The 21,932-nt window shown below is 72.4% G+C and carries 25 protein-coding genes; 12 read left to right on the top strand and 13 right to left on the bottom strand.

Features of this window, described 5'->3' with window-relative positions; genetic code table 11:
• Window positions 1-31: 31 nt before the first annotated feature.
• Together E3N83_RS08740 and E3N83_RS20215 are read right to left on the bottom strand one after the other, a co-directional pair.
• On the bottom strand, window positions 32-562 hold the full coding sequence (locus tag E3N83_RS08740; RefSeq protein WP_151082901.1) for a DoxX family membrane protein: 531 nt from the start codon (window positions 560-562) through the stop codon (window positions 32-34).
• 52 nt (window positions 563-614) lie between these two features.
• Complete coding sequence (locus E3N83_RS20215) at window positions 615-3,062, bottom strand: sigma-70 family RNA polymerase sigma factor (RefSeq protein WP_191908023.1); 2,448 nt, start codon at window positions 3,060-3,062, stop codon at window positions 615-617.
• A gap of 144 nt (window positions 3,063-3,206) precedes the next feature.
• On the opposite strand from E3N83_RS20215, the gene E3N83_RS08730 reads away from it, so the two are divergent.
• The 5 genes from E3N83_RS08730 (at window position 3,207) to rsrA (ending at window position 6,461) form a co-directional block, all read left to right on the top strand.
• The gene (locus E3N83_RS08730) at window positions 3,207-3,968 is read left to right on the top strand and encodes a hypothetical protein (protein ID WP_191908022.1); all 762 of its coding nucleotides are present in this window, start codon (window positions 3,207-3,209) and stop codon (window positions 3,966-3,968) included.
• Between the two features lie 54 nt (window positions 3,969-4,022).
• Window positions 4,023-4,796, top strand: a complete 774-nt coding sequence (locus E3N83_RS08725; protein ID WP_151082898.1) for an SOS response-associated peptidase — start codon at window positions 4,023-4,025, stop codon at window positions 4,794-4,796.
• 7 nt (window positions 4,797-4,803) lie between these two features.
• Entirely contained in the window at window positions 4,804-5,454 is a 651-nt protein-coding gene (locus E3N83_RS08720; RefSeq protein WP_151082897.1) for an alpha/beta hydrolase family protein, read from the top strand.
• Between the two features lie 72 nt (window positions 5,455-5,526).
• Window positions 5,527-6,210, top strand: coding sequence for a sigma-70 family RNA polymerase sigma factor (locus tag E3N83_RS08715; protein ID WP_238343134.1), 684 nt, complete (start codon window positions 5,527-5,529; stop codon window positions 6,208-6,210).
• Entirely contained in the window at window positions 6,207-6,461 is a 255-nt protein-coding gene (gene rsrA, locus E3N83_RS08710) for a mycothiol system anti-sigma-R factor (RefSeq protein WP_151082896.1), read from the top strand. The genes E3N83_RS08715 and rsrA overlap by 4 nt, the downstream gene beginning before the upstream one ends.
• 69 nt (window positions 6,462-6,530) lie before the next feature.
• Here rsrA and E3N83_RS20330 read toward each other — a convergent pair whose 3' ends face one another.
• The 5 genes from E3N83_RS20330 to E3N83_RS08690 all read right to left on the bottom strand — a co-directional run bounded on the left by E3N83_RS20330 (window position 6,531) and on the right by E3N83_RS08690 (window position 10,153).
• Entirely contained in the window at window positions 6,531-6,605 is a 75-nt protein-coding gene (locus E3N83_RS20330; RefSeq protein ID WP_396408713.1) for a 50S ribosomal protein bL37, read from the bottom strand.
• Window positions 6,606-6,713: 108 nt separating this feature from the next.
• On the bottom strand, window positions 6,714-7,070 hold the full coding sequence (locus E3N83_RS08705; RefSeq protein WP_191908021.1) for a thioesterase family protein: 357 nt from the start codon (window positions 7,068-7,070) through the stop codon (window positions 6,714-6,716).
• The gene (locus E3N83_RS08700; RefSeq protein WP_238343133.1) at window positions 7,067-7,564 is read right to left on the bottom strand and encodes a GNAT family N-acetyltransferase; all 498 of its coding nucleotides are present in this window, start codon (window positions 7,562-7,564) and stop codon (window positions 7,067-7,069) included. The genes E3N83_RS08705 and E3N83_RS08700 overlap by 4 nt, the downstream gene beginning before the upstream one ends.
• Window positions 7,565-7,569: 5 nt before the next feature.
• Window positions 7,570-9,255, bottom strand: coding sequence for an acetolactate synthase (locus E3N83_RS08695; protein ID WP_151082895.1), 1,686 nt, complete (start codon window positions 9,253-9,255; stop codon window positions 7,570-7,572).
• Between the two features lie 52 nt (window positions 9,256-9,307).
• Complete coding sequence (locus E3N83_RS08690) at window positions 9,308-10,153, bottom strand: DUF2785 domain-containing protein (RefSeq protein WP_151082894.1); 846 nt, start codon at window positions 10,151-10,153, stop codon at window positions 9,308-9,310.
• A gap of 99 nt (window positions 10,154-10,252) precedes the next feature.
• On the opposite strand from E3N83_RS08690, the gene E3N83_RS08685 reads away from it, so the two are divergent.
• The gene (locus E3N83_RS08685; protein ID WP_151082893.1) at window positions 10,253-11,725 is read left to right on the top strand and encodes a sensor histidine kinase; all 1,473 of its coding nucleotides are present in this window, start codon (window positions 10,253-10,255) and stop codon (window positions 11,723-11,725) included.
• 6 nt (window positions 11,726-11,731) lie between these two features.
• On the opposite strand, the gene E3N83_RS08680 is transcribed toward E3N83_RS08685, so the two are convergent.
• Window positions 11,732-11,983 carry a WhiB family transcriptional regulator gene (locus tag E3N83_RS08680; protein ID WP_151085065.1) on the bottom strand — a complete coding sequence of 84 codons (252 nt, stop codon included), beginning with the start codon at window positions 11,981-11,983 and terminating at the stop codon, window positions 11,732-11,734.
• Between the two features lie 188 nt (window positions 11,984-12,171).
• Between E3N83_RS08680 and E3N83_RS08675 the strand changes: the two genes are divergently transcribed.
• Window positions 12,172-12,588: a hypothetical protein gene (locus E3N83_RS08675; RefSeq protein WP_151082892.1), complete on the top strand. Its 417-nt coding sequence runs from the start codon at window positions 12,172-12,174 to the stop codon at window positions 12,586-12,588.
• A gap of 11 nt (window positions 12,589-12,599) precedes the next feature.
• Here the strand turns inward: E3N83_RS08675 and E3N83_RS08670 are convergent, their stop codons facing one another.
• The 3 genes from E3N83_RS08670 to sodN form a co-directional block, all read right to left on the bottom strand.
• Window positions 12,600-13,415 (bottom strand): RNA polymerase sigma factor SigF, encoded by an 816-nt coding sequence (locus E3N83_RS08670; RefSeq protein WP_151082891.1) that lies wholly within the window; start codon window positions 13,413-13,415, stop codon window positions 12,600-12,602.
• A gap of 1 nt (window position 13,416) precedes the next feature.
• Window positions 13,417-13,836 carry an ATP-binding protein gene (locus tag E3N83_RS08665; RefSeq protein ID WP_151082890.1) on the bottom strand — a complete coding sequence of 140 codons (420 nt, stop codon included), beginning with the start codon at window positions 13,834-13,836 and terminating at the stop codon, window positions 13,417-13,419.
• 135 nt (window positions 13,837-13,971) lie between these two features.
• The gene (gene sodN, locus E3N83_RS08660) at window positions 13,972-14,373 is read right to left on the bottom strand and encodes a superoxide dismutase, Ni (protein WP_151082889.1); all 402 of its coding nucleotides are present in this window, start codon (window positions 14,371-14,373) and stop codon (window positions 13,972-13,974) included.
• A gap of 125 nt (window positions 14,374-14,498) precedes the next feature.
• On the opposite strand from sodN, the gene E3N83_RS08655 reads away from it, so the two are divergent.
• The 5 genes from E3N83_RS08655 (at window position 14,499) to E3N83_RS08635 (ending at window position 20,791) form a co-directional block, all read left to right on the top strand.
• On the top strand, window positions 14,499-14,798 hold the full coding sequence (locus E3N83_RS08655) for a S24 family peptidase (protein WP_238343132.1): 300 nt from the start codon (window positions 14,499-14,501) through the stop codon (window positions 14,796-14,798).
• Window positions 14,799-14,960: 162 nt separating this feature from the next.
• Window positions 14,961-16,076, top strand: coding sequence for an NAD(P)-dependent malic enzyme (locus E3N83_RS08650; RefSeq protein ID WP_151085061.1), 1,116 nt, complete (start codon window positions 14,961-14,963; stop codon window positions 16,074-16,076).
• 158 nt (window positions 16,077-16,234) lie between these two features.
• Window positions 16,235-17,203 (top strand): zinc-binding dehydrogenase, encoded by a 969-nt coding sequence (locus tag E3N83_RS08645; RefSeq protein WP_151082888.1) that lies wholly within the window; start codon window positions 16,235-16,237, stop codon window positions 17,201-17,203.
• Window positions 17,200-17,883, top strand: a complete 684-nt coding sequence (locus E3N83_RS08640; protein WP_151082887.1) for an SDR family oxidoreductase — start codon at window positions 17,200-17,202, stop codon at window positions 17,881-17,883. The genes E3N83_RS08645 and E3N83_RS08640 overlap by 4 nt, the downstream gene beginning before the upstream one ends.
• A gap of 64 nt (window positions 17,884-17,947) precedes the next feature.
• Complete coding sequence (locus E3N83_RS08635; RefSeq protein WP_151082886.1) at window positions 17,948-20,791, top strand: penicillin acylase family protein; 2,844 nt, start codon at window positions 17,948-17,950, stop codon at window positions 20,789-20,791.
• Between the two features lie 421 nt (window positions 20,792-21,212).
• Here E3N83_RS08635 and E3N83_RS08630 read toward each other — a convergent pair whose 3' ends face one another.
• On the bottom strand, window positions 21,213-21,728 hold the full coding sequence (locus E3N83_RS08630; protein ID WP_151082885.1) for a nitroreductase family deazaflavin-dependent oxidoreductase: 516 nt from the start codon (window positions 21,726-21,728) through the stop codon (window positions 21,213-21,215).
• Between the two features lie 25 nt (window positions 21,729-21,753).
• Window positions 21,754-21,930: a DUF6104 family protein gene (locus tag E3N83_RS19520; protein ID WP_191908020.1), complete on the bottom strand. Its 177-nt coding sequence runs from the start codon at window positions 21,928-21,930 to the stop codon at window positions 21,754-21,756.
• Window positions 21,931-21,932: the final 2 nt, after the last annotated feature.

Here is a 21,932-nt window from a genome sequence, read left to right as displayed (position 1 = left end):
CGCAGCGTACCGAGCGCGGCGTGGGCCGACGTCAGGTCAGCTGCGCCTTGGCCAGCCGGGCCTCGGTGCGCGCGTTGCGGGCCAGCTGGCCGGCCTCGCGGCGAACGTCCTTGGCGGCGCGCTTGGCCCGCCAGGCCACGCCCGGCTTGCCCTCGGTGTCGACCCCGGCGATCAGGAGCCCGCCGACCAGCGAGATCCCCTTGAAGAAGTTCAGCCGCTGGGTGGCCTTGGTCGCCGGGTCGGTCTCGTTCCAGAACGCGTGACCGGCCACGGTCGTCGGCAGCAGCGAGGCGGCGAGCACCGTGGACGAGACGCGAGGCAGCCGGCCGGTCGCGAGCGCCGCTGCGGCGGCGATCTGCACGCCGGCGTTGAGCCGGACGATCGTCACCGGGTCCGTCGGGATCGGGGCGCCCGGTGCCACCCGCTGGGCGAGTGGCACGACCTTCTCGGTCACCCGGGACGCCTTGGGGCCGAGCTTGGGCGCGTTCTTCAAGGCGTTCAGCGCGCCGACGAAGAACACGGAGGCGAGCATCGGGCGGGCGATCAGTCTGATGGCGGTCACGCCACCTTCTTACCCGATCCGGGACCTGCCCACACGTGTGGGTGGCCGAATCTCAGTTCTGGGTACGCCGGGCGAACGGGCTGTGGGCCGCGGTCAACGGAAGTGGGTCACCGAGCGGCAGCTGGAAGTCCGGCTTCGAGTCGGGCGTGAACACCAGTGGCGCGACCGGAGCGAGGTGGAAGGTCATCAACGGTCGACCCTTGTTGACCGTGGTGTCGAAGACGAACGTCTGGGCCGCCTTGGTCACGGTGCACTGGAACGTCTGGCCGCTCGTCTGGGTCTTCTCCGCGCAGGCCGGGTCGTTCGTGGTGATGTGGGCGGAGCTGTCGACCGAGACCGTGAGGGTGGCCGTCGACCCCACAGGAAGCCCGGTCACCGAGGCGGTCACCCGCTGCTGACCGTTGCCGTGCAGCTGCTGGGCGACGGCCGTGACCTCCAGGTGCGCCCGGACCTCGTCGGAGACCGTGATCGTCTGGGACACCCGGGGTGCCGCGAGGTAGTCGGGGGTGCCCGCCTGGTCGGCGTCGACCACACAGACGCCGGGCGCCACGTAGGTCACCGTGGCGGCCGAGACGCCGGCGTCCGCGACCGTGCACGCGGCACTGGTCGTCGAGAAGCTCACCGCGCCGCCGGAGGTGCTCGTGGCGCGGATCGTGTAGGGGGCGTCCTGGACCGCGGGGTTCGTGGGCGGAGGTGTGGTGGTGAAGGTGATCTCCTGCGCACCCTGGCCCACCTGGAAGGTCTGGGTGTCGGTGGCGGGCAGGTAGTCCTGGTTGCCGTCCCAGCTGGCGGTGATCGTGCAGGTGGCGGCATGCACGAAGCTGACGGTGGCACCGACCGCCTGGCACGCGTCGCTACCGGTGATCGTGGGAGCCCCGGCGACTCCCGGGTCCGCGGTGACCGGGTACGACGTGCCGCCGACCACGGGATTCTGCGGCGCCGAGGTGATCGCGACCGTCTGGCTCTCCTGGGGCACGTCGATGGTCTGGGTGGCGTGGTCGGTCGACGCTGCTCTCGCCGTCCGGTCGGCCGCGATCACGCACGTGCCGGCGTGCCGGAAGGTGACCGTCGAGCCGTTGACGCGGCACGCTGCCGTCGCCGTGCCGAAGTCGGTGGTCGCCGGGTCGACCGAGATCACGACCGTCCCCGAGCCGTTCGTGCTCACCGTGTAGGTGCTGCCGAACGTCGGTCGGGACGGGGGGGTCGAGGTGAAGGCGATCTGCGTGGGCGGGGGCGAGGTCGGTTGGCTCGTCGGCGAGGTGGTCGGCTCGCTGGTCGGCGCCGAGGTGGGCTCGCTGGTCGGGCCGGTCGTCGGTCCGCCGGTCGGTCCGCCGGTCGGGCCCGTGGTGGGCGGGGTGGGACCGCCGGCCGGGCCGGACGTCGACGTGCTGGGGTCGGAGGAGCTCGCCCGGTCGGTCGGGGGAGTGCCGCCACCGCGCTGCGGGCCGTTCCCCCGGTGGCCGTGCGACCCGGGACCGCGGCCGTGGTGGCCGCCCTGCTGGTGCTGCCCGGCGGTGGGAGTCGACGACGCGGTCGGTCGGTCCAGCGGCGGAGCGCCCTGCGGCGGGGCCGGATGCCCGGTGAGCTGCGTGAGGGCGTACACGGCGGCTGCCGCGGTCGCGGTGAGCACGACGCCGCCCGCGGCGGAGAGGGAGGCGTGGGTCGCCACCCAGGTCTTGGCGGCCGTGACGGTGGTGGCGACGGTGCTGGAGCCGCTCCCGGTCGTGAGGTAGCCCAGGCCCGCGGTGCCCAGGAGCAGGGGGGCCAGCAGTGCGGCCAGGCCGGAGTTCACCTCCGTGAGCTCGAGGTAGACCGCCGCGCACGCCCGGCAGCCCTCGATGTGGTCGTCCACACGGGCGGCGTCGCGGCGCGAGAGACCGCCGCGGATGTAGGCGCCGAGGTGGTCGCGGGTCCAGGCGCAGTCCACGTCGTCCGGGTCGACGGCGTGCTGGCTGAGGAAGGCCTGGCGCAGGCCCTCGCGGGCCCGGTAGGCCAGGGCCGAGACGGAGTTCGCGCTCATCCCGAGCAGGGGCGCGATGTCGGCCGGCTTCTGCTGCTCGACCTCGGTGTGCCACAGCACCATCTGCCAGCGCTCGGGCAGGCTGGCGAAGGCGCGGGCCGCGGCGGCGTTCTCGAAGCCCTCGACCGCCGTGTCGTGGAACGGCAGGCCGGGGTCGAACGGCGTGAGGTCGCCGACCGAGCGCAGGCGGGCTCCCGAGCGGATCCGGTCGACGTGCAGGCGGCGTACGGCGGTCAGCAGGTAGGCGCGGAAGGCCAGGTCAGGCCCGCCGCCGCGCTGGAGGACCAGGAGCACCTTGGTGAACGCGTCGGAGACCAGGTCGTCGGCGTCGCCCGGGCCCGCGAGCTGGCGGGCCAGACGGCGCGCGGAGTCCACGTGCCGGGCGAACAGCTCGCCGTAGGCGTCGACGTCTCCGCCGCGGACGGCTGAGATGAGCTCGGCGTCCCCGGGGCCGTCGACGCGGGACAGCGAGGTGGTCACAACTACTCCAACGCTCGGTTTCGACTCCTGTGACGTCAGTATGGGCGTCCGTCGGAGATTTTTCCGGGAAAACGGCATCATGCTCGTCACGGACGTCCGTCCCATCATCGGAGAGCGCTGCACGGAGGTATGGAGGGAGGCGTCATGGGGTTCTGGACATTCCGGGACAAGGTCTTGAACGCGCCTCCCTCCAACTCCGTCGCAGCAACGCTCCCGGAGCACGTGAGGGTCGCCCTCCCACCCGCCTTCGAGGCCGTGGGCGAGGCGCTGGCCGCCGGCCGCACCGCCACCGACGCCTGCGAGGTGGTGGGTCGCCTGCTGAGCAGCCAGGGAGTCTCCCTGGCGGAGACGCTGGCCGACCTGCGGACGACGTACGCCGTGGTCCTGGACGCCGAGCCCGCCTACACCGACGCCTGTGCCCTGGCCCTGGGCTGGAGCGAGTCCACGCTGGGCTACCTCCATCAGCTGTCCTGTGCCGACCCGCTGACCGGGCTCGCGAGCATGGCCCACCTGCGCGGCCGGCTGATGGAGATGTACCGCGGAGACGCCCGTGGGCCGTCCCTGCGGGACACCTACGCGCTCGTGGTCGTGGAGGCCTCCTCGCCGCGCCCGGCCGGGCTCACCGATGAGGTGTTCGGCGGCGACCTCCGGATGTCGCGGATCGGCGAGTCCGTGCGTTCTGTCTTCTCCGGTGCCGAGACGATCTGCCGGGTCGGCCCGCGCCGGATCGTGGTGCTGGCCGGCCGCAACGAGAGCCTGAGCCGCCGCACCACCCTGCTGCGTCGGCTGCTCGACGTGGGCGAGATCGGCTCGGGTGGCGTCCGGATCTGGGTCGAGAGCCTGCCGTCGGCCAACGACTCCGTCGCCAGCCTGCTCGACGAGCTCTCGCGGGACCAGTCGTCCTGATCGTGCTCCGTCGCCGGTCGATCCCTGTCGGGGCCACGGCCTAGGCTGACGCCCATGTGTGGGCGCTACGCATCCAGCCGCAAGCCCGAGGACCTCGTCGAGGAGTTCGAGATCCGGCACAGCCTGGTCGAGGAGGCGCTGGCGCCGGACTACAACGTCGCGCCGACCAAGCAGGTGTACGCCGTGCTGGAGCGCTCCCCGTCGTCGCGCGAGGCTCGTGAGGCCGGGGAGCAGGAGCCGCCGGAGCGGCAGCTGCGGGTGCTCACCTGGGGGCTGGTGCCCTCGTGGGCGAAGGACCCCTCCATCGGCAACCGGATGATCAACGCCCGGATGGAGACGGTGGCCGAGAAGCCCGCCTACAAGCGGGCCTTCGCCGTACGACGGTGCCTGCTGCCGGCCGACGGCTACTTCGAGTGGTATCCCACCGAGCAGCGCACCAAGGCCGGCAAGCCGCTCAAGCAGCCCTTCTTCATCCATCCGCGCGACGGCGGGGTGCTGGCGATGGCCGGGCTCTACGAGATCTGGCGCGACCCCGATCGCCCCGACGACGACCCCGACCGCTTCCGCTGGACCTGCACGGTGCTCACCACCCAGGCCGAGGACGCCGTCGGGCACATCCACGACCGGATGCCGCTGATGGTGGAGCCGGACCGGTGGGCGGCCTGGCTCGACCCCACGGTCTCGGGACGCGACGACCTGCTCGGGCTGCTCGTGCCGGCGGCGCCCGGGCGGCTCGAGGCGTTCCCGGTCTCGCGCGACGTCAACAACGTCCGCAACAACGGCCCGGAGCTCGTCGAGCCGATCCCGGCCGAGGAGGCACCGGCGTGAGCGGCCGATGAGCACCGCGCGGCCGGTCAGCACGCCGTACGGCGACGGGCGGCTGGTGGTCCACCGGGCACCGCGCGGCCGGTTCGCCACGCTGCTGCTCAGCCACGGCGCCGGCAACGGGGTCGAGGCACGCGACCTCGCCGCCCTGGCCGCCGACCTGCCGCGGCAGGGGATCACCGTGGCCCTGTTCGAGCAGCCGTGGCGGGTGGCCGGCCGGCGGATCGCGACGGCCCCGCCCACCCTCGACGTGGGCATCGAGGCAGCGGTCCGACTTCTGCGCCCTCCGGCGCCGTTCGTCGTGGGCGGCCGCTCGGCGGGGGCCAGGTCGGCGGCCCGCTGCGCCGCCGGGCTGGGTGCTGCCGGCTGCCTGGCTCTGGCCTTCCCGCTGCATCCACCGGGCCGCCCCGAGTCGTCGAGGCTGGCCGAGCTGGAGGCACCGGCCGCCCACGGCGTCCCGACGCTGGTCGTCCAGGGCGAGCGCGACCCGATGGGGCGGCCAGAGGAGTTCCCCGACGGCATCGAGCTGGTCGTCGTACCCGCCGCCGACCACGGCTTCAAGGTGCCGGCGCGCGGGCCGCTGAGCCAGGCCGACGCCCTGGCGCTGGTGGTCGAGGCGACCCTGGAGTGGATCGTGCGCGAGGTCGCCGGGAATCCCTGAGCGGAGGCGGCTGTTGAGGCAGACGTGCTCGCCCTCATGGATCCCCCCGCCTCCCCGGTATCGTGGGAGTCGATGACAGACCATCCTGACCTCTCCGGCCCGGCCACCGATGACGTCGACCTCGACGAGATCGACCCGGCGACCGAGACCGATGCGCAGCGCACCGCCCGTTTCGAGCGCGACGCGCTGCCGTTCCTCGACCAGCTCTACGGCGCCGCGATGCGGATGACCCGCAACCCGAGCGACGCCGAGGACCTCGTCCAGGAGACCTTCGCCAAGGCCTACGGCTCGTTCCACCAGTTCCGGCCGGGCACCAACCTCAAGGCCTGGCTCTACCGGATCCTGACCAACACCTTCATCAACACCTACCGCAAGAAGCAGCGCCAGCCGCAGCAGTCGATGTCCGAGGACGTCGAGGACTGGCAGATCGCGCGGGCCGAGTCCCACACCTCGACGGGGCTGAAGTCCGCGGAGAACGAAGCGCTGGAGCACCTGCCCGACTCACAGGTGAAGGACGCCCTGCAGCGGCTCCCCGAGGAGTTCCGTCTCGCGGTGTACCTCGCCGACGTGGAGGGCTTCGCCTACAAGGAGATCGCGGAGATCATGGGCACTCCGATCGGCACCGTCATGTCCCGCCTCCACCGCGGGCGCCGTCAGCTGCGCGACATGCTCTCGGACTACGCGTCCGGCTACACCCGTGCCGACGGGGAGCTGATCCCCGTCGGGCACGACCACACCGGAGGAGGGGCGTCGTGACCAGCGACGAGTCCTGCGCGGACTTCCTCGAGCGGATCGTGTACTTCCTCGACAACGAGCTCGACGCGGCCGACGTCGCGGACGTCCGGGTCCACCTCGACGAGTGCGCGCCCTGCCTGCAGAACTACGACCTCCAGCGCACCGTCAAGGCGATGGTGGCCCGCTCGTGTCACGAGACCGCGCCCGAGAGTCTCCGGCAGCGGGTGCGGGTGCAGATCCAGCAGATCCAGGTGCGCTACAGCGACAGCTGAGGCCACCGCACAGCAACGAGCCCCCGACCGGTCATCCGGCGGGGGCTCAGTGCACGGTGGCAGCAGCGCTCAGGCGTTGGGGCGCTTGCCGTGGTTGGCGGCCTTCTTCTTGCGGCCGCGACGCTTGCGTCCGGTCTTGCCCATGGTGTCCTCCTGGTCGTCGGCCCCGAAGGGGCGAGGGCCATCCTCTCAGGTGGCCGACGCGGAGCGAAATCCGTACGCCGCGCCGACGGGCGGGGCGCCGCAGGTCGGCTAGAGCCGGCCCAGGAACCGCTCGGCGTCGACCACGACCCGGGTGACCTCACCGGTGCCGACCACCCGGCCGTCCTCCTGGCGCGCCGACACGCTGAACCGGCGCAGCCGGCCGTCGGAGAAGACCGGCGTGGCGGTCACCTCGATCCGGGCTCCGACGGGGCTGGCCCGGAGGTGCTCGATCTCGACCCGGGTGCCCACGGACGTCTCGCCCGGACCCAGGTCGTCGGCGATCGCCGCGCAGGTGGCGGCCTCGCACCAGGCCAGCAGCCGGGGCGTGCCCAGCACCGGCAGGCTGCCCGAGCCGAGGGCGACCGCGGTGTCGTCGTCGGTGACGGTGAAGGGCAGGGTGGTCATCGGGTGTCGGTCCCGAAGTCGAGCCGGAAGGCGATCAGGTCGACCCCCGGCACCGGCGACCAGTCCAGGTCGCGCGCCCGGGTGAAACCGAGACGCTCGTAGATCCGGTGCGCGGCGCCCATGGTGGTCATCGAGCAGAGCACGACCCCGCGGGAGCCGTCCGCCCGGAAGCCCGCGACGACCCGCTCCACCAGGGACTGCCCCACGCCTCGACCCTGCGCAGCCGGGTCGACCGCCAGCATCCGGAACTCGCCCTCGCCCGGGGTCGCCAGCTCGCGCCACGGCGAGCCCTCGGGGCACGAGGTCACCGAGCCCAGCACGGTGCCGTCGTCGTCGACCGCGACCAGGACCTCCGCCTCGCGGGCGCGACGGGTCGCGTCGCGCAGGTGCTCGAGGTAGCCGCTGTCGCTGCCCTCGAGGTACGGCGTGTAGGCCGCGACCGTCAGCCGGCCGACGGCGGCGAGCTCCTCGGTGGTGGCGGGTCTGATCTCCACGGTGCTCAGATGCCGAACGTGCTGCGCGGGTAGGCCGCGTTCACGTCGGTGACGACGTTGACGAGGTAGGGCACCCCGGAGGCGAAGGCCCGGTCGAGCGCCGGGCCGATCCCGGTGGGGTCGGTGACCAGCTCGCCCGCCCCGCCCAGGGCCTTGACCACCTCGTCGTACCGCGTCTGCTGGGCCAGGTCGGCGACGACGTCGTAGCCGTAGAGCATCTGCATCGGCCCCTTCTCCAGCGCCCAGGCGGAGTTGTTGCCCATCACCATCACCACCGGCAGGTCGTGGCGGACCAGGGTGTCGACGTCCATCAGCGAGAAGCCGGCCGCGCCGTCGCCGAGGAGCAGGGCGACCTGGGCGGAGGGCCGGGCCAGCCGGGCGGCGATCGCCGAGCCCAGGCCCGCGCCCAGGCAGCCGTACGGCCCGGGGTCGAGCCAGCCGCCCGGCCGCTGGGGCTCGACGTACTTCCCGGCGAAGCTGACGAAGTCGCCACCGTCGCCGATCACCACGGCGTCGTCGGCGAGCCGGGGGAGCAGCTCGCCGTAGATCCGGGCCGGGTGGATCGGGTCGGCCTCGGCGCGCAGGAGCTCGGCGTCGCGGGCGGCCGCTACGTGGACGGTGTCCTGGAGGCTCTCCACCCACGGCGTCCAGCTCGCTCGGTCGCCGCTCTGGAGCGACGTCAGCAGGCCGTCGAACACCGCGGTCAGATCGCCCGAGGCCGAGTCGGCGAGGGTGGCGTGGGTCGAGACCTGGGCCGGGGAGTCCGCGAGGTGGACGACGCGCGCGGGCTCGGCGCCGTCCTTGCCGCCGAAGACGCCGTAGCCGAGGCGGAAGTCGAGCGGGGTGCCGGCCACGACGACGAGGTCCGCGCCGTTCAAGGCGGCACCGCGGGCCTTGGTGACCAGCAGCGGGTGGCCCCCGGGGATCACGCCGCGGCCCATCCCGTTGGTGATGGCGGGAACGCCGAGCGCCTCGACGAAGGCGAGAGCGGCGGTCTCGGCGCCGTCGGCCCAGACGTCGGTGCCGATGATCAGGACCGGCCGTGAGGCTCCACGCAGCAGGCCGGCGATCCGGTCCAGGGCATCGGTGTCGACGGGGTGCCGGGTCGTGGACGCGTCCGGCACGGTGCCGGAGGCGGAGTTGAAGAACTCGTCCATCGGCACGTCGACGAAGACCGGGCCGCGGTGGGCCGAGCCGGCCGCGCGGAACGCCTCGTCGAAGCCACCCAGCACCTCACCGGCGGTCGGGATGGTGCGGGCCAGCTTGGTGATCGACGCGACGATGGGTGGCTGGTCGAGCTCCTGGAGGCTGCCGCTGCCCCACCGGTTCTGGGGAGCACGGCCGCCGACGACGACCATCGGCGAGCCGGCGAACTGGGCCTGCGCGATCGCGCTGATGCCGTTGGTGACGCCGGGCCCGGCCGTCAGCACGGCCAGGCCGGGCACCCGGGTCAGCTTGCCGGTCGCCTCGGCGGCGAACGCGGCGGTCTGCTCGTGCCGGACGTCGAGCAGGCGCATCGGCGGCTCGGCCTTGACCGCACCGTCGTACATCGGGAAGACGTGCGCGCCGGAGAGGGTGAACATCGTCTCGACACCGTGCTCGCGCGCGACGCGGACGGCGAGCTCTCCGGAGTGACCGCTGATCTCACGGGCGTCGGTGGGGTGGTCCTGGCCGGGCTGGGGTTCGGTCATGAGCGCAGGTTACCGACCGGTCCGCGCAGCGATCACCTCGATGAGGGGAGCGTCACGCGGGCGGGAGCACGTGGACCCGGTTGGTGGTGCGCAGGGCATCCATCACCGCCAGCAGGAGGTCGGCCCGGACGCCGATCGGTTCGGGAGCGAGCGCGATCTGCAGGTGCAGGGCCCGCAGGAAGGCCTCGGGGTTGGCCGTGGTCAGGAACGGGTCCTGGTCGGCGGGCACCACGGCCAGCGCGGCGGAGGTGATCCGGGCCAGCCAGGGCTCGATCATCCGGAGCGGGACCAGCCGGCGGCGCAGGATGGTCATCGTGGCCCGGGCCAGTCGGTCCGGCTCCCCGGCGCTCAGCGGTGCCGAGGTGGGCTCGAGCACCCGGTCGGCGATCACGTCGAGGAGCACGGTGAGCTCGTTGAGCCCGAAGTGCGAGGACTCCGCCAGCACCGAGATCGCGTCCGCGCCGTGCGCGATCGCGTGCGCCCAGCCCCGCCCGGGCACGAAGCCACGCACGTCGCGCTCGCGCACCAGCCAGCCGGCGATCCGGTCGCCCCAGTCGAGGATCTTGGTGTCGGGCAGCAGCGAGTGCTCGTTGTCGCGGGCCACGCACTCGGCCAGCACCAGCGCGGAGAAGCTGCGCCGGAAGACGGTGTCGGTGCCCACCTCGCCCAGCCCGCGGGTGAGGCCGGCGGCCATGCCGTCGCCCAGGCCGGCCAGCAGGTCGTCGTACACGCCCGCAGAGACCCAGCTGGCCAGGATCGGGTAGGCGGTCTCGTCCCGCTCGACCGGGTCCGTGGACCCGAGCATGACCGTCAGCTCCGCGGTCAGGTCGGGCAGCGGCCGGTCGGTCGGGACCGCCATCTCGGCGGACCGCACCTGGTCCCAGTACGCCGTCGACATGCGGTCCATCCTGCCAGCCGCCCACCACGGTCGCGACGGCGCCGGAGGGCCTCGAGCACCGGCCCTGGGCTGGACCTACGCTGGACCTACGCTGGGGCGGTGCCGTCCCTGCTGGAGCTGGTCCGCAGCCACACCGACCTCGACGAGGCCGACGTCGGCGTGCTCCAGCTGCTGATGGCCGACTGGCAGATCATCGCCGACCTGTCGTTCGCCGACCTGGTGCTCTGGCTCCCGGACCGGGCCGGCGAGGGCTTCTGGGCCGCGGCCCAGATGCGGCCCACGACCGGACCTACGGCGTACGTCGACGACATCGTGGGCACCTTCGTCCCGGTCGGGCGCCGGCAGATGCTGGACCGCGCGTACGCCGACGCACGCCTGGTACGCGAGGGCGACCCCGAATGGCGCGACGACGTCCCGGTCCGGGTGGAGACCATCCCGGTCCCGCACGGCGGCCGGGTGATCGCGGTGATCGCCCGCAACACCAACCTGCTGGGCGTGCGGACCCCGAGCCGGCTGGAGCTGTCCTACCTCCAGAGCGCGGCCGAGCTGACCGCGATGATCGCGTCCGGCGACTTCCCGCCGGTCGGCGCGCAGCGCAGCGACCATGCCGACTCGCCGCGGGTGGGTGACGGATTCGTCCGCGTCGACGCCGACGGCCGGGTCGGCTACGCCAGCCCCAACGCGCTCTCGGTCTACCGCCGCCTCGGCCTGTCCGGCGACCTCGACGGCCAGGACCTGGCGGCGCTGACCCGTCGGCTGGTGCCCCCGCGACGCCGGCCGGACGAGGAGACGCTGAGCGCCGTGCTGGGTGGTCGGCTGCACCGCGACACCGAGCTCGGAGACGACCAGGTGTCGCTGATCGTGCGGGCGATCCCCCTGCGCGCCCGGGGCGAGCACATCGGTGCGCTGGTCCTGCTGCGCGACGTCTCCGACCTGCGGCGCCGCGACCGCGAGCTGGTGACCAAGGACGCGACGATCCGGGAGATCCACCACCGGGTGAAGAACAACCTCCAGACGGTGGCCGCCCTGCTCCGGCTCCAGGCCCGGCGGATCGACTCGGTGGAGGCCAAGCTCGCGCTGGAGGAGGCCGTCCGACGAGTCGGCTCGATCGCGATCGTGCACGAGACCCTGAGCCAGGAGGTGCTCGACGAGGTCGCCTTCGACGAGATCGCCGACCGGCTCGGTGCCATGGTGACCGACGTGGGAGCACGGGCCGACCGGGTCGTCGTACACCGGAAGGGGTCGTTCGGCGTCCTGCCCAACGAGTCGGCCACTGCTCTGGCCATGGTGCTCACCGAGCTGCTCCAGAACGCCGTCGAGCACGGCTACCCCGACGAGGGGCAGGCCGGGCGGATCACGGTGGAGCCGCAACGCCTCGCCGGGCGGCTGCGGGTCACCGTCGACGACGACGGCGTCGGGCTGCCGACCGGCTTCGACCCCGACACCTCGCTCAACCTGGGGCTCTCGATCGTGCGCACGCTGGTCGAGTCCGAGCTCGGGGGGTTGCTGGAGCTCCGTTCGGGTCCCGACCGGGGCGCGCGGGTCGTCGTCGACGTACCTCTGGATCCGTGACCGACGTCAGGCGGTGCGCACGCGGGTGCGGGAGTTGCGGCGCTTCAGGGCGCGGCGCTCGTCCTCGCTCAGGCCGCCCCAGACGCCGTGGTCCTGTCCCGCCTCGAGCGCCCACGCAAGGCACTGCTCGCGCACGTCGCAGCGCCGGCACACCTGCTTGGCCTCCTCGATCTGGAGGATCGCCGGGCCGGTGTTGCCGATAGGGAAGAACAGTTCCGGGTCCTCGTCGAGGCACGCAGAACGGTCACGCCAATCCATGGAGGGGCAGAGCTCACTTTCACGGCAGACATCGTCGGGGCGCGCAGATGTGAATCCATTCACGAGCGCGTCCTCCACAGTGGCAAGGATTCGCCGGTGAGACAACCCCTGGCGGCGGTCAGTTTCGTCACAGGCCTGCAGAAAGGCGGCCGTGGGCCGGCCGAGGCCGACCTCGTAGGCTGACCGGCATGCCGGAACCGCGCTCGCTGCCGTTGCCACCGCCTCTGGTGGTGGCGGCGAGCCTGGCGGGACTCGAGGGGCTCCTGGTGCTGGGGTACGGCGTGCTGGAGGCCGCCAGCGTGCACGCGGACCGGGTGGCCATGGGCGTGACCTCCGCGGTGTTCTTCGTGCTGCTGGGTGGGGCCCTGGTGGCCTGCGCCTGGCTGGTGACGCACGGCACGGCCGGCGCCCGCAGCCCGGTCATCGTGGTCCAGGTGATGGTGCTGGGCCTGGCCTGGGACGTCCGCTCGTCGACCTGGGTGGCGGTCGGGCTCGCCGTGGTCGCCGCGGTGGTCCTGGTCGGTCTGCTGCACCCGGCCAGCATCGCGGCGCTCGCCGGCGACCGACCGGGCGAGCGGGCCGGCGACCGCGACCACGCGCCGTAGGCGGAGCCGCCTCAGACGGTCTCCTCGAGCGAGCTCCGGAGCTGGTCGAGGGTCCGGCTCAGGAGCCGCGAGACGTGCATCTGGCTGACCCCGATCTCGTCGGCGATCTCGGACTGCGTCCGGTTCTTGAAGAACCGGAGCAGCAGGATCCGCTTCTCGCGGGCAGGGAGCGCCTCCAGCAGCGGCTTGATCGACTCACGGATCTCGATGTGCTCGAGGCCCTCGTCGTCGATGCCGATGGTGTCCAGCATCGACGTGCCGCCGTCCTCACCGCTGTCGTCGGCGGCATCGAGGCTGAGCGTGGAGTAGGCGTTGCTGGACTCGATGCCCTCCACGATGTCCTCGACCGTGCAGTCGAGGGCCTCGGCGAGCTCGCGCGGCGTGGGTGAGCGGCCGAGGGTCTGGGTCAGCTCACCGGTCGCGGCGCCGATCTGCATGCGGAGCTCCTGGAGCCGCCTGGGGACCCGGATGGCCCAGCCCTTGTCCCGGAAGTAGCGCTTGATCTCGCCGATGATCGTCGGGGTCGCGTACGTCGAGAACTCCACGCCGCGCTCGAGGTCGAAGCGGTCGATGGACTTGATCAGCCCGATCGTGCCCACTTGCACGAGGTCCTCGAACGGCTCGCCCCGGTTGCGGAACCGCCGGGCGCAGTGCTCGACGAGCGGCAGGTGCAGCGTGACCAGACCGTCGCGAGCCGCCAGCCGCGTCGGCTCCGTCGCGGTCTCGTCCCGGAAGACGGCGAACAGCTGAGCATTGCGTCGGCGGGCCCCTTCGACCCTCGGATCCGACCCGCGGGCTCCCGAGCCCCCTGACGTGTCGAAAGTCATCTCAGCCGAGGACTCCGCTGCGTGCTCTGTCGGGAGGGACGCTCGACTCGGTGACGAACGTGACCTCGTAGCGGTCGTCGCCGGCCGTGGCCGAGGTGGAGGTGGCCAGGGTGCTCAGCACCTGCCACGCGAAGCTGTCCTGGTCGGGCGCGGACGGGCCCTCGGTCGGCACGCTCACCGACACGGTCAGGGCACCGTGGTCGAGCCGGAACTCCGCTTCGAGGTCGCCCCCGGGAGCCGCCTCGGGCAGCACCAGTGCGCAGGCCTCGCCGACCGCGATCCGGAGGTCCTCGATGTCGTCCACGGTGAAGTCGAGTCGCGCGGCCAGGCCGGCGGTCATCGTGCGCAGCACCGAGACGTAGGCGCTGTCGGCAGGCACGCGCAGGACGACGTCTGGCTTCGCCGGTGGCGGGAGATCCATCGTCTTCCTCTCGTCGTGGGTGGACGAATGGAGCCCACCCTAAGGGGGCGTCGTACCCGGTTGCGGGAAATGCAACGAGGGCCCGCCGAAAAGGCGGGCCCCCGGTGCTGACGACCGAGCAGGCGTGAACTGCGTTCAGGCCTTCTTGGTCTCCCAGAAGATCTCGGCGATCTCGTCGATCTTGGCGAGCAGCTCGTCGGCCTTGCCGGCGTCCAGCTCGCCCTTGGTGCCGGTCGCGCCGGCCAGCTTGGTGGCCTCGTTGACGAGGGTGTGGAGCTGGGGGTACTTCTCGAAGTGCGGGGGCTTGAAGTAGTCGGTCCAGAGCACCCAGAGGTGGTGCTTGACCAGCTCCGAGCGCTGCTCCTTGATCAGGATCGCGCGGGTGCGGAAGTCGTGGTCGTCGTTGTCGGCGACCTTGGCGATGATCGCCTTGATCGACTCGGCCTCGATGCGGGCCTGAGCCGGGTCGTAGACGCCGCAGGGCAGGTCGCAGTGGGCCGAGACATCGACGGTCGGAGCGAACAGGTTCGCGAGCATCGGAGTCCTCTCGTGTAGGGAAGGGTGCCGTCTGGCGGCACCACTGGGACACTACTCGTGTGCCGAGACACCCTCGCGGACCGGGTTCGTACCCTCCGTCCGGCCACCCATTCGGGCTGGCGCGGGTGGGCGGCGACTCGATGCGGCCGACCCTGCGGCCCGGTGACCGCCTGCTGGTCCGGTACGCCGTGCCGGTGACGCCGGGCGCGCTGGTGCTGGCCCGTTTCGCCGACGGCACCCTGGCGGTCAAGCGGGCGACCGAGCGGCGCACCGCACGGGCCGGCGAGCCGGGCTGGTGGCTGCTCAGCGACAACCCCGAGCAGGGAGTCGACTCGCGTCACCGAGGGGTCGTCGCCGAGAAGGACGTCGTCGCCGTGGTCCGGGCGCGGGTCTGGCCGCGCCCCGGCCGCGCGAGCCGCCTGTGACGCGGAGCCGCGGGCTCCGGCCGGTGTCCACCGACGGCGGACGCGTCGGGCACGACGTACTCCCTGTGCCACAGTGTCGAGGTGGCACGCCCAGACGCCGACCGCACGGACCACCACCCCTTCGCCGGCGACCCGGTCTTCGACCTGCACGTCGGCGGCAAGATGGAGATCCGCTCGACGGTGGGCCTGACCGACCGTGAGGGGCTCTCCCTCGCCTACACCCCCGGGGTGGCCCGGGTCTGCGAGGCGATCGCCGCCGAGCCGGCGCTGACCCAGCACTACACGTGGGTGCCCAACACCGTTGCGGTGGTCACCGACGGCACCGCGGTGCTCGGCCTCGGCGACATCGGGCCTGCTGCCGCGATGCCGGTGATGGAGGGGAAGGCCGTGCTGTTCAAGCAGTTCGGCGGCGTCGACGCGATCCCGATCTGCCTGGCCACCACCGACGTCGAGGAGATCATCGCCACCGTCGCCCGGCTGGCCCCCAGCTTCGGCGGGATCAACCTCGAGGACATCTCCGCGCCCCGCTGCTTCGAGATCGAGGAGCGGCTCAAGGGGATGCTCGACATCCCGGTCTTCCACGACGACCAGCACGGCACCGCCGTGGTGGCCCTCGCTGCGCTCACCAACGCGCTGCGCCTGACCGGCCGATCCCCGGCCGGGACCCGGGTGGTGATCTCCGGCGCCGGCGCGGCCGGCGTCGCCGTGGCCCGGATCCTGCTGGGCGCGGGTGTCACCGACCTCGCGGTCGTGGACCGCCAGGGCGTGCTCAACTCACGGCGTACCGACCTCACGCCGGTCAAGCGGGCCCTGGCCCAGGACACCGCCGACCGGCACGACCGGTCCGGATCGCTGGCCGACGTGATGGCCGGGGCGGACGTCTACATCGGCGTCTCGGGCGGCACCGTGCCCGAGGAGGTCGTCGCCACGATGGCGCCCGAGGCGATCATCTTCGGGCTGGCCAACCCGACCCCGGAGGTGCTGCCCGAGGTCGCGCACCGGCATGCGCGGGTCGTCGCAACCGGGCGGTCGGACTATCCCAACCAGATCAACAACGTGCTCGCGTTCCCCGGCATCTTCCGGGGCGCCATCGACGTCCACGCCACCGCGATCACCGACGGGATGAAGCTCGCCGCCGCTCGCGCCCTGGCCGGGCTGGTCGGCGACGACCTCGCCGAGGACCTGATCGTCCCCTCGCCGTTCGACCCGCGCGTGGGTCCGAGCGTCGCCGCCGCCGTCTCCGCCGCGGCCCGGGCCGACGGCGTCGCCCGCCGCTGACCCGGTCGGCGCGAACAGGCACCGCAACTCTGCCGAGTCGGCGCAAAGAGACACAAAGATCGCGCCGAGTCGGCGCACAGGGACATGCAGATCGCGCCGAGTCGGCGCAGAGCGACACGGCGTTCCGGGCCGGCGGGGGCCTCGCTAGGGTCGGTGGCATGTTCGCTGTGTACGCCGAGTCCTGCTCCGCCGACGACCCACTGGCCGGCCTGGTGGTGGGGGAGCGCCCCGATCCGGAGGTGCCCGCCGACTGGACCACGGTCGAGGTGAAGGCGGCCTCGCTGAACCACCACGACCTCTGGTCGCTGCGCGGCGTCGGGCTCCGCGAGGACGCGCTCCCGATGATCCTCGGCTGCGACGCCGCCGGCCGTGACGAGGACGGCAACGAGGTGCTGGTCCACGCGGTGATCGGCGACCCGGCCTGGCGGGGTGACGAGACCGAGGACCCTCGGCGCTCGCTGCTCTCCGAGCGCTACCAGGGCACGTTCGCCGACCGGGTCGCGGTGCCGCGCTCCAACCTCGTGCCCAAGCCGGCCTCGCTGAGCTTCGAGCAGGCCGCGTGCCTGCCCACGGCCTGGCTCACGGCGTACCGCATGCTCTTCGTGCAGGGCGACCTCAAGCCCGGCCAGTCCGTGCTGGTCCAGGGCGCCGGTGGTGGGGTGTCCACCGCCCTGATCACTTTGGCCCGGGCCGGAGGGCTGCAGGTGCTGGCCACGAGTCGCGACGAGGCCAAGCGGGCCCGGGCGCTCGAGATCGGTGCCCATCAGGTCTTCGAGTCCGGTGCCCGGCTGCCGGCGCGCGTCGACGCCGTGATGGAGACGGTCGGCGCGGCCACGTGGTCGCACTCGCTGCGCTCGCTGCGGCCGGGCGGCACGGTCGTGATCAGCGGTGCCACCAGCGGAGCCAACCCGGAGCTCACCGAGCTGAACCGGATCTTCTTCCTCCAGCTGCGGGTGGTCGGCTCGACCATGGGCACCCGCGACGAGCTGGCCAGGCTGGTCAGCTTCCTCGATGCCACCGGCACCGAACCGCTGATCGACCGGGTGCTGCCGATGACCGAAGCCCGGGCCGGTCTCGCCGCGATGCAGGCGGGCGAGCTGTTCGGGAAGGTCGTCTTCACGCGATGACGGCCACCCATCTGGTCACCGGTGCCGGCTCGGGGATCGGCGCGGTCCTGGCCGACCGACTGGTCGAGCGCGGCGACGAGCTGGTGCTGCTGGCCCGCTCGACGGAGCGCGCCCACGACCTGCGGGCCGACCTGCCCGGCGCCACCGTGTTCGTCGCCGACCTGGCCGACGCCGACGCCGTGGCCCGGCTGGCCGACCAGCTCCCGGAGCGCCTCGCCTCCGTGGTGCACGCCGCCGGTGTCGTCGAGCTCGGCCCGGTGTCGGACCTGTCGACCGAGGCCTGGCAGGAGCAGCTCGCGGTCAACCTCGTGGCCCCCGCGGTGCTGACCCGCCTCTGCCTGCCGGCCCTGCGCGCCACCGGCGGCACGGTCGTCTTCGTCAACTCCGGCGCCGGCCTGTTCGCCGGCCCGCAGTGGTCGGCGTACGCCGCGTCCAAGCACGGGCTGCGGGCCCTCGCCGACTCCCTGCGCGCCGAGGAGCAGGGGTACGGCGTACGCGTCACCAGCGTCTACCCCGGGCGCACCGCGACGCCGATGCAGCAGAAGGTGCACGACCAGGAGGGCCGGACCTACGACGCCGGTGACTGGATCGACCCGGCGACCGTGGCCGACGCGATCCTCCACGTGCTCGACCTCACACCCGACGCGACGATCAGCGACCTCACCGTCAAGCCGCGCTGACGCTCGCCTGCGTGACCTTCCGGCCGCGGAGCCGTTGGATCTCCAGCCGCTCCAGGAGGTCTGCATGCGTCGTCGCGCCGGTTCGCTCACCCTGTTCCTCACCGCCACCGCGACCGTGCTCGCGCTGCTCTCGCCGCCGCTCGGTGCGGCGAGCGCGGCCGGCGGCGGGCCGTCGTACCGGCTGCACGACTACGCCGACGGCCAGGCTCGCTACGTGCTCCCGCCCGGGGAGAACGGCCTGGTCACCGCCACCCAGGCCCTCGCCTTCGAGGCCACCGGCCAGCGGCCCGCGAACAGCCAGGACCAGCTGGGGGAGTACAGCTCGCTGCTCTACGGCTACCCGTCCCTGACCGACGCGAACCTCGGGACCTACTTCAACGACGAGTCGTTCGGCGTGAAGGCGGCCGACGTCACCCGCACCGAGCACCCCGGGCCCGGCGTCACGATCTACCGCGACACCCACGACGTACCGCACATCTACGGCGACACCGACGCCTCCGCTGCCTTCGGTGCCGGCTACGCCCAGGCCGAGGACCGGCTCTTCCTGATGGACGTGCTGCGCCACTACGGCTCGGGCACCCTGTCGAGCTTCCTCGGCGCGTCGTGCGCGTTCGAGCAGATGGACCACGACCAGCTCCTGCTCGCGCCGTACACGCAGGCGCAGGCGCAGCAGCAGGTCGACCGGCTGCCCCAGCGGTACGGCGCCGAGGGCGCGCGCGCCAAGCAGATGATCGACTCCTACGTGCAGGGCGTGAACGCCTACATCGACGCCACGAACAGCAACCCGGCGCTGCTGCCGGCCGACTACGTCGCCGCCGGGCCGGACCAGGCGGTGCCGCAGCACTGGACCGACGCGGACGTCGTGGCCATCGCCGGTCTGATCGGGGGGATCTTCGGCAAGGGCGGTGGGTCCGAGACCGACGACGCCCACCTGCTGACGTACCTCCGCGGCCGGTACGGCGCCCGAGCCGGGCTCGCGGCCTACCGCGACCTCGACCACCAGAACGACCCGCTGGCTCCGACGACGTCGCAGAAGCGGTTCACCTACGACGTGCGCACCAAGCCCTGGCACCGCTCCTTGAACGCGATCCCCGGACCGCAGGCGCTCACGGGAGGTCCGGTCTCGACGTCGGCGGGCTGCGGACAGGCCTCGGCGCTGCCCGCGTCTCCCGCGTCGAGCCCCACGTCGAGCCCCGCGTCGCTGCGAGCCCAGGAGGGGGCACACCTGATCGCCGCGCTGCAGGCGATGCCGCGGCACATGAGCAACGCCCTGGTGGTCAACGGTTCGCGGACGCGCTCGGGCCACCCGGTCGCGGTGTTCGGGCCGCAGGTGTCCTACTTCGCGCCGCAGATCCTGAGCATGCTCGACCTGCACGCGCCCGGGTACGACGCGATGGGGGCGTCCTTCCCCGGCACCGGGCTGGTGGAGCTCGGGCGGGGTCGCGACTACGCGTGGTCGGCGACCTCGGCCGGCAGCGACCTGATCGACCAGCGGGTCGAGCGGATCTGCGACCCCGGCGGCGGCCCGCCGTCGGCGACGGGCACGTCGTACCTCTTCCAGGGGCGGTGCGTGCCGATGGTGCACGAGACCTTCAGCGAGTCGGTGGTGCCCAAGGCCGGCAGCGGCGGCGGTGCGCCGGCGACGCTGGACCACCAGATCTACCTGACCCGCCACGGCGTCGTGCAGGGGTGGACCCGCGTGCACGGCCGGCCGGTGGCGATCGTGAGCCAGCGGTCGACGTACAACCACGACATCGACTCGGTGATCGGGTTCCTCGGCTTCGCCGACCCGAGCCGCACCCGAGGCGTGCACAGCTGGATGCGGGCGGCGAACCAGATCGGCTACACCTTCAACTGGCTCTACGTCGACAGCAGTGACACCGGCTACTTCGTGAGCGGGCGCGACCCGCGGCGCAACCCGCACGCCGACCCGACGCTGCCGACGTGGGGCACGGGGAAGGCCGAGTGGCGCGGCTTCCTGTCGTTCCGGCAGCACGTGCACCAGGTCAACCCGCGCCAGGGCTTCTTCGTCAGCTGGAACAACAAGCCCGCGCCCGGTTTCGCCACCGACGGCGAGTACGCCAACGGCCAGACCTACCGCTCGGTGATGCTCGTCGACCAGCTGGAGCGGCAGCTGCGCCGGACCCACGACCGGGTCACCCGGGTCGACGTGGTCACGGCGATGGAGACCGCCGCCAGCCAGGACCTCGACGGTCTCGAGGTCGCGCCGCTGCTGCTGCGCTATCTGAAGGGTCATCACCAGAGCGCGCACACCACGGCGATGCTGCGCCAGCTGAGAGCGTGGGTGGCCGACGGCGCGCATCGGCGCAAGGCGAAGGCCTCGGACACCCAGTACCAGCACGCGGCCGCGATCGCGATCGACGACGAGCTCACGCCGTACCTGATCCGGGCGCTCTACGACCCGATCCTCGCCAAGGGCGGCGAGTCGGGCGTCGGCTCGACCGGGGGCGCGACGACCGCGGGCTACGCGAAGCTGCCGATGCAGTGGGTGAACACGCCGAACAGCGGCGGCGCGCACCTCGGCTCGGCGTACGACGGCGGCTACGAGGGCTACCTGATGTCGTCGCTCCAGCAGCTGCTCGGTCGGCACCCGGTCGACGGCTTCGGGCGTGAGCTGACCCGGCACGAGTGCGGGGGAGGCCCGCTGACCTGCCGTCGCGCGATCTCCCGCGCGCTGTCGCGGACGTACGACGCGCTGGTCACCGCCAACGGCAGCCCGGACGTCGCCTCGTGGACCGCGTCGACCCTGTCGAAGGCGGCCGGGCAGACCATGCCGGAGTTCGACTCGATCGGCTTCCAGGCGCTCGGCATCGTCGGCCAGCCGAACATCGACTGGCAGAACCGCCCCACCTTCCAGCAGGTGGTGGAGTTCCCCCGCCACCGCTGAGTCGGCGCAAAGAGACCGCCGTACGTAGCCGAGTCGGCACAAAGAGACCGCCGTACGTCGCCGAGTCGGCACAAAGAGGCAGACGTACGTCGCCGAGTCGGCACAAAGAGGCAGACGTACGACCTCGAGTCGGCGCAAAGTGACCGCACCTGTACGCCGAGTCAGCGGTCTGGGCGTGTCTGTTTGTGCCGAGTCAGCGGCTTGGACGTGCCTGTTTGCGCCGAGTCAGCGGCTTGGACGTGCCTGTTTGCGCCGAGTCAGCGGCTTGGACGTGCCTGCTTCCGCCGACTCGGCGGCTTGGGCGTGTCTGTTTGCGCCGAAGCAGCGGCTTGGGCGTGCGTGTTTGCGCCGACTCGGCGGCTTGGGCGTGCCTGTTTGCGCCGACTGAGCGGCTTGGGGGTGCCGGTTTGTGCCGAGTGGGTCAGGCGGGGTCGAGGAGGAAGATCCGGAGGCGGCGACCGGTGATCCGCTGCTGGTACTTCAGGTAGCCGGCGTACACCTGGGACGACCCGGCCAGCACCCGCGCGTACTCGTCGTCGGTGGCCGGTCGTGCCGACGCCTGGACGGTACGTCGCCGATAGGTGACCGAGGCGCGGGGGTTGGCCTCGAGGTTGAGCACCCAGCCGGGGGTGGAGGGCTGCCCGAAGTTGGTGCCGAGCACGGCGAGGGTGCCGTCGAGGGGTACGGCGATCAGGTGCGAGCGCCGCTTCAGGCCGCTCTTTCGTCCGGTGGTCGTGACGTCGATGACCGGCAGCCCCGCCAGCACCTCGGGTGCACTGGTCCGGCCGCGGGAGAGCCGGCCGACGGCGTCGTCAAGGTGACGCAGGGCCTTGGAGAAGACCCAGGCGCCGGGGCGGGTCGACGCGAACCGCTGCATCAGGGCCTGGAACGGGTTGGGGCGGCGGAGCCGGTAGCCCAGGTCGTCAGCGAGGCCCATGCCGAGAACCTAACAGGGCCTTCGGTCAGTCGTCCGGGTCGTCGAGGCGGGCCAGCCAGGTGGCGAACCGCTCCACCGCAGTCTCGAACTCCGGGTGGGTGTCGGTGAACTCCTGGAGCCTCTCGCCCAGCCACGCCAGGGTGACCTCCTCGTCACCCCGGCGCTGCTGGAGCTCCTCGATGCCACGGTCGGTGAAGTACATCG

This window comes from Nocardioides cynanchi, assembly GCF_008761635.1.
Taxonomy (GTDB): domain Bacteria; phylum Actinomycetota; class Actinomycetes; order Propionibacteriales; family Nocardioidaceae; genus Nocardioides; species Nocardioides cynanchi.
This window is presented reverse-complemented; position numbering and strand designations above follow the sequence as displayed.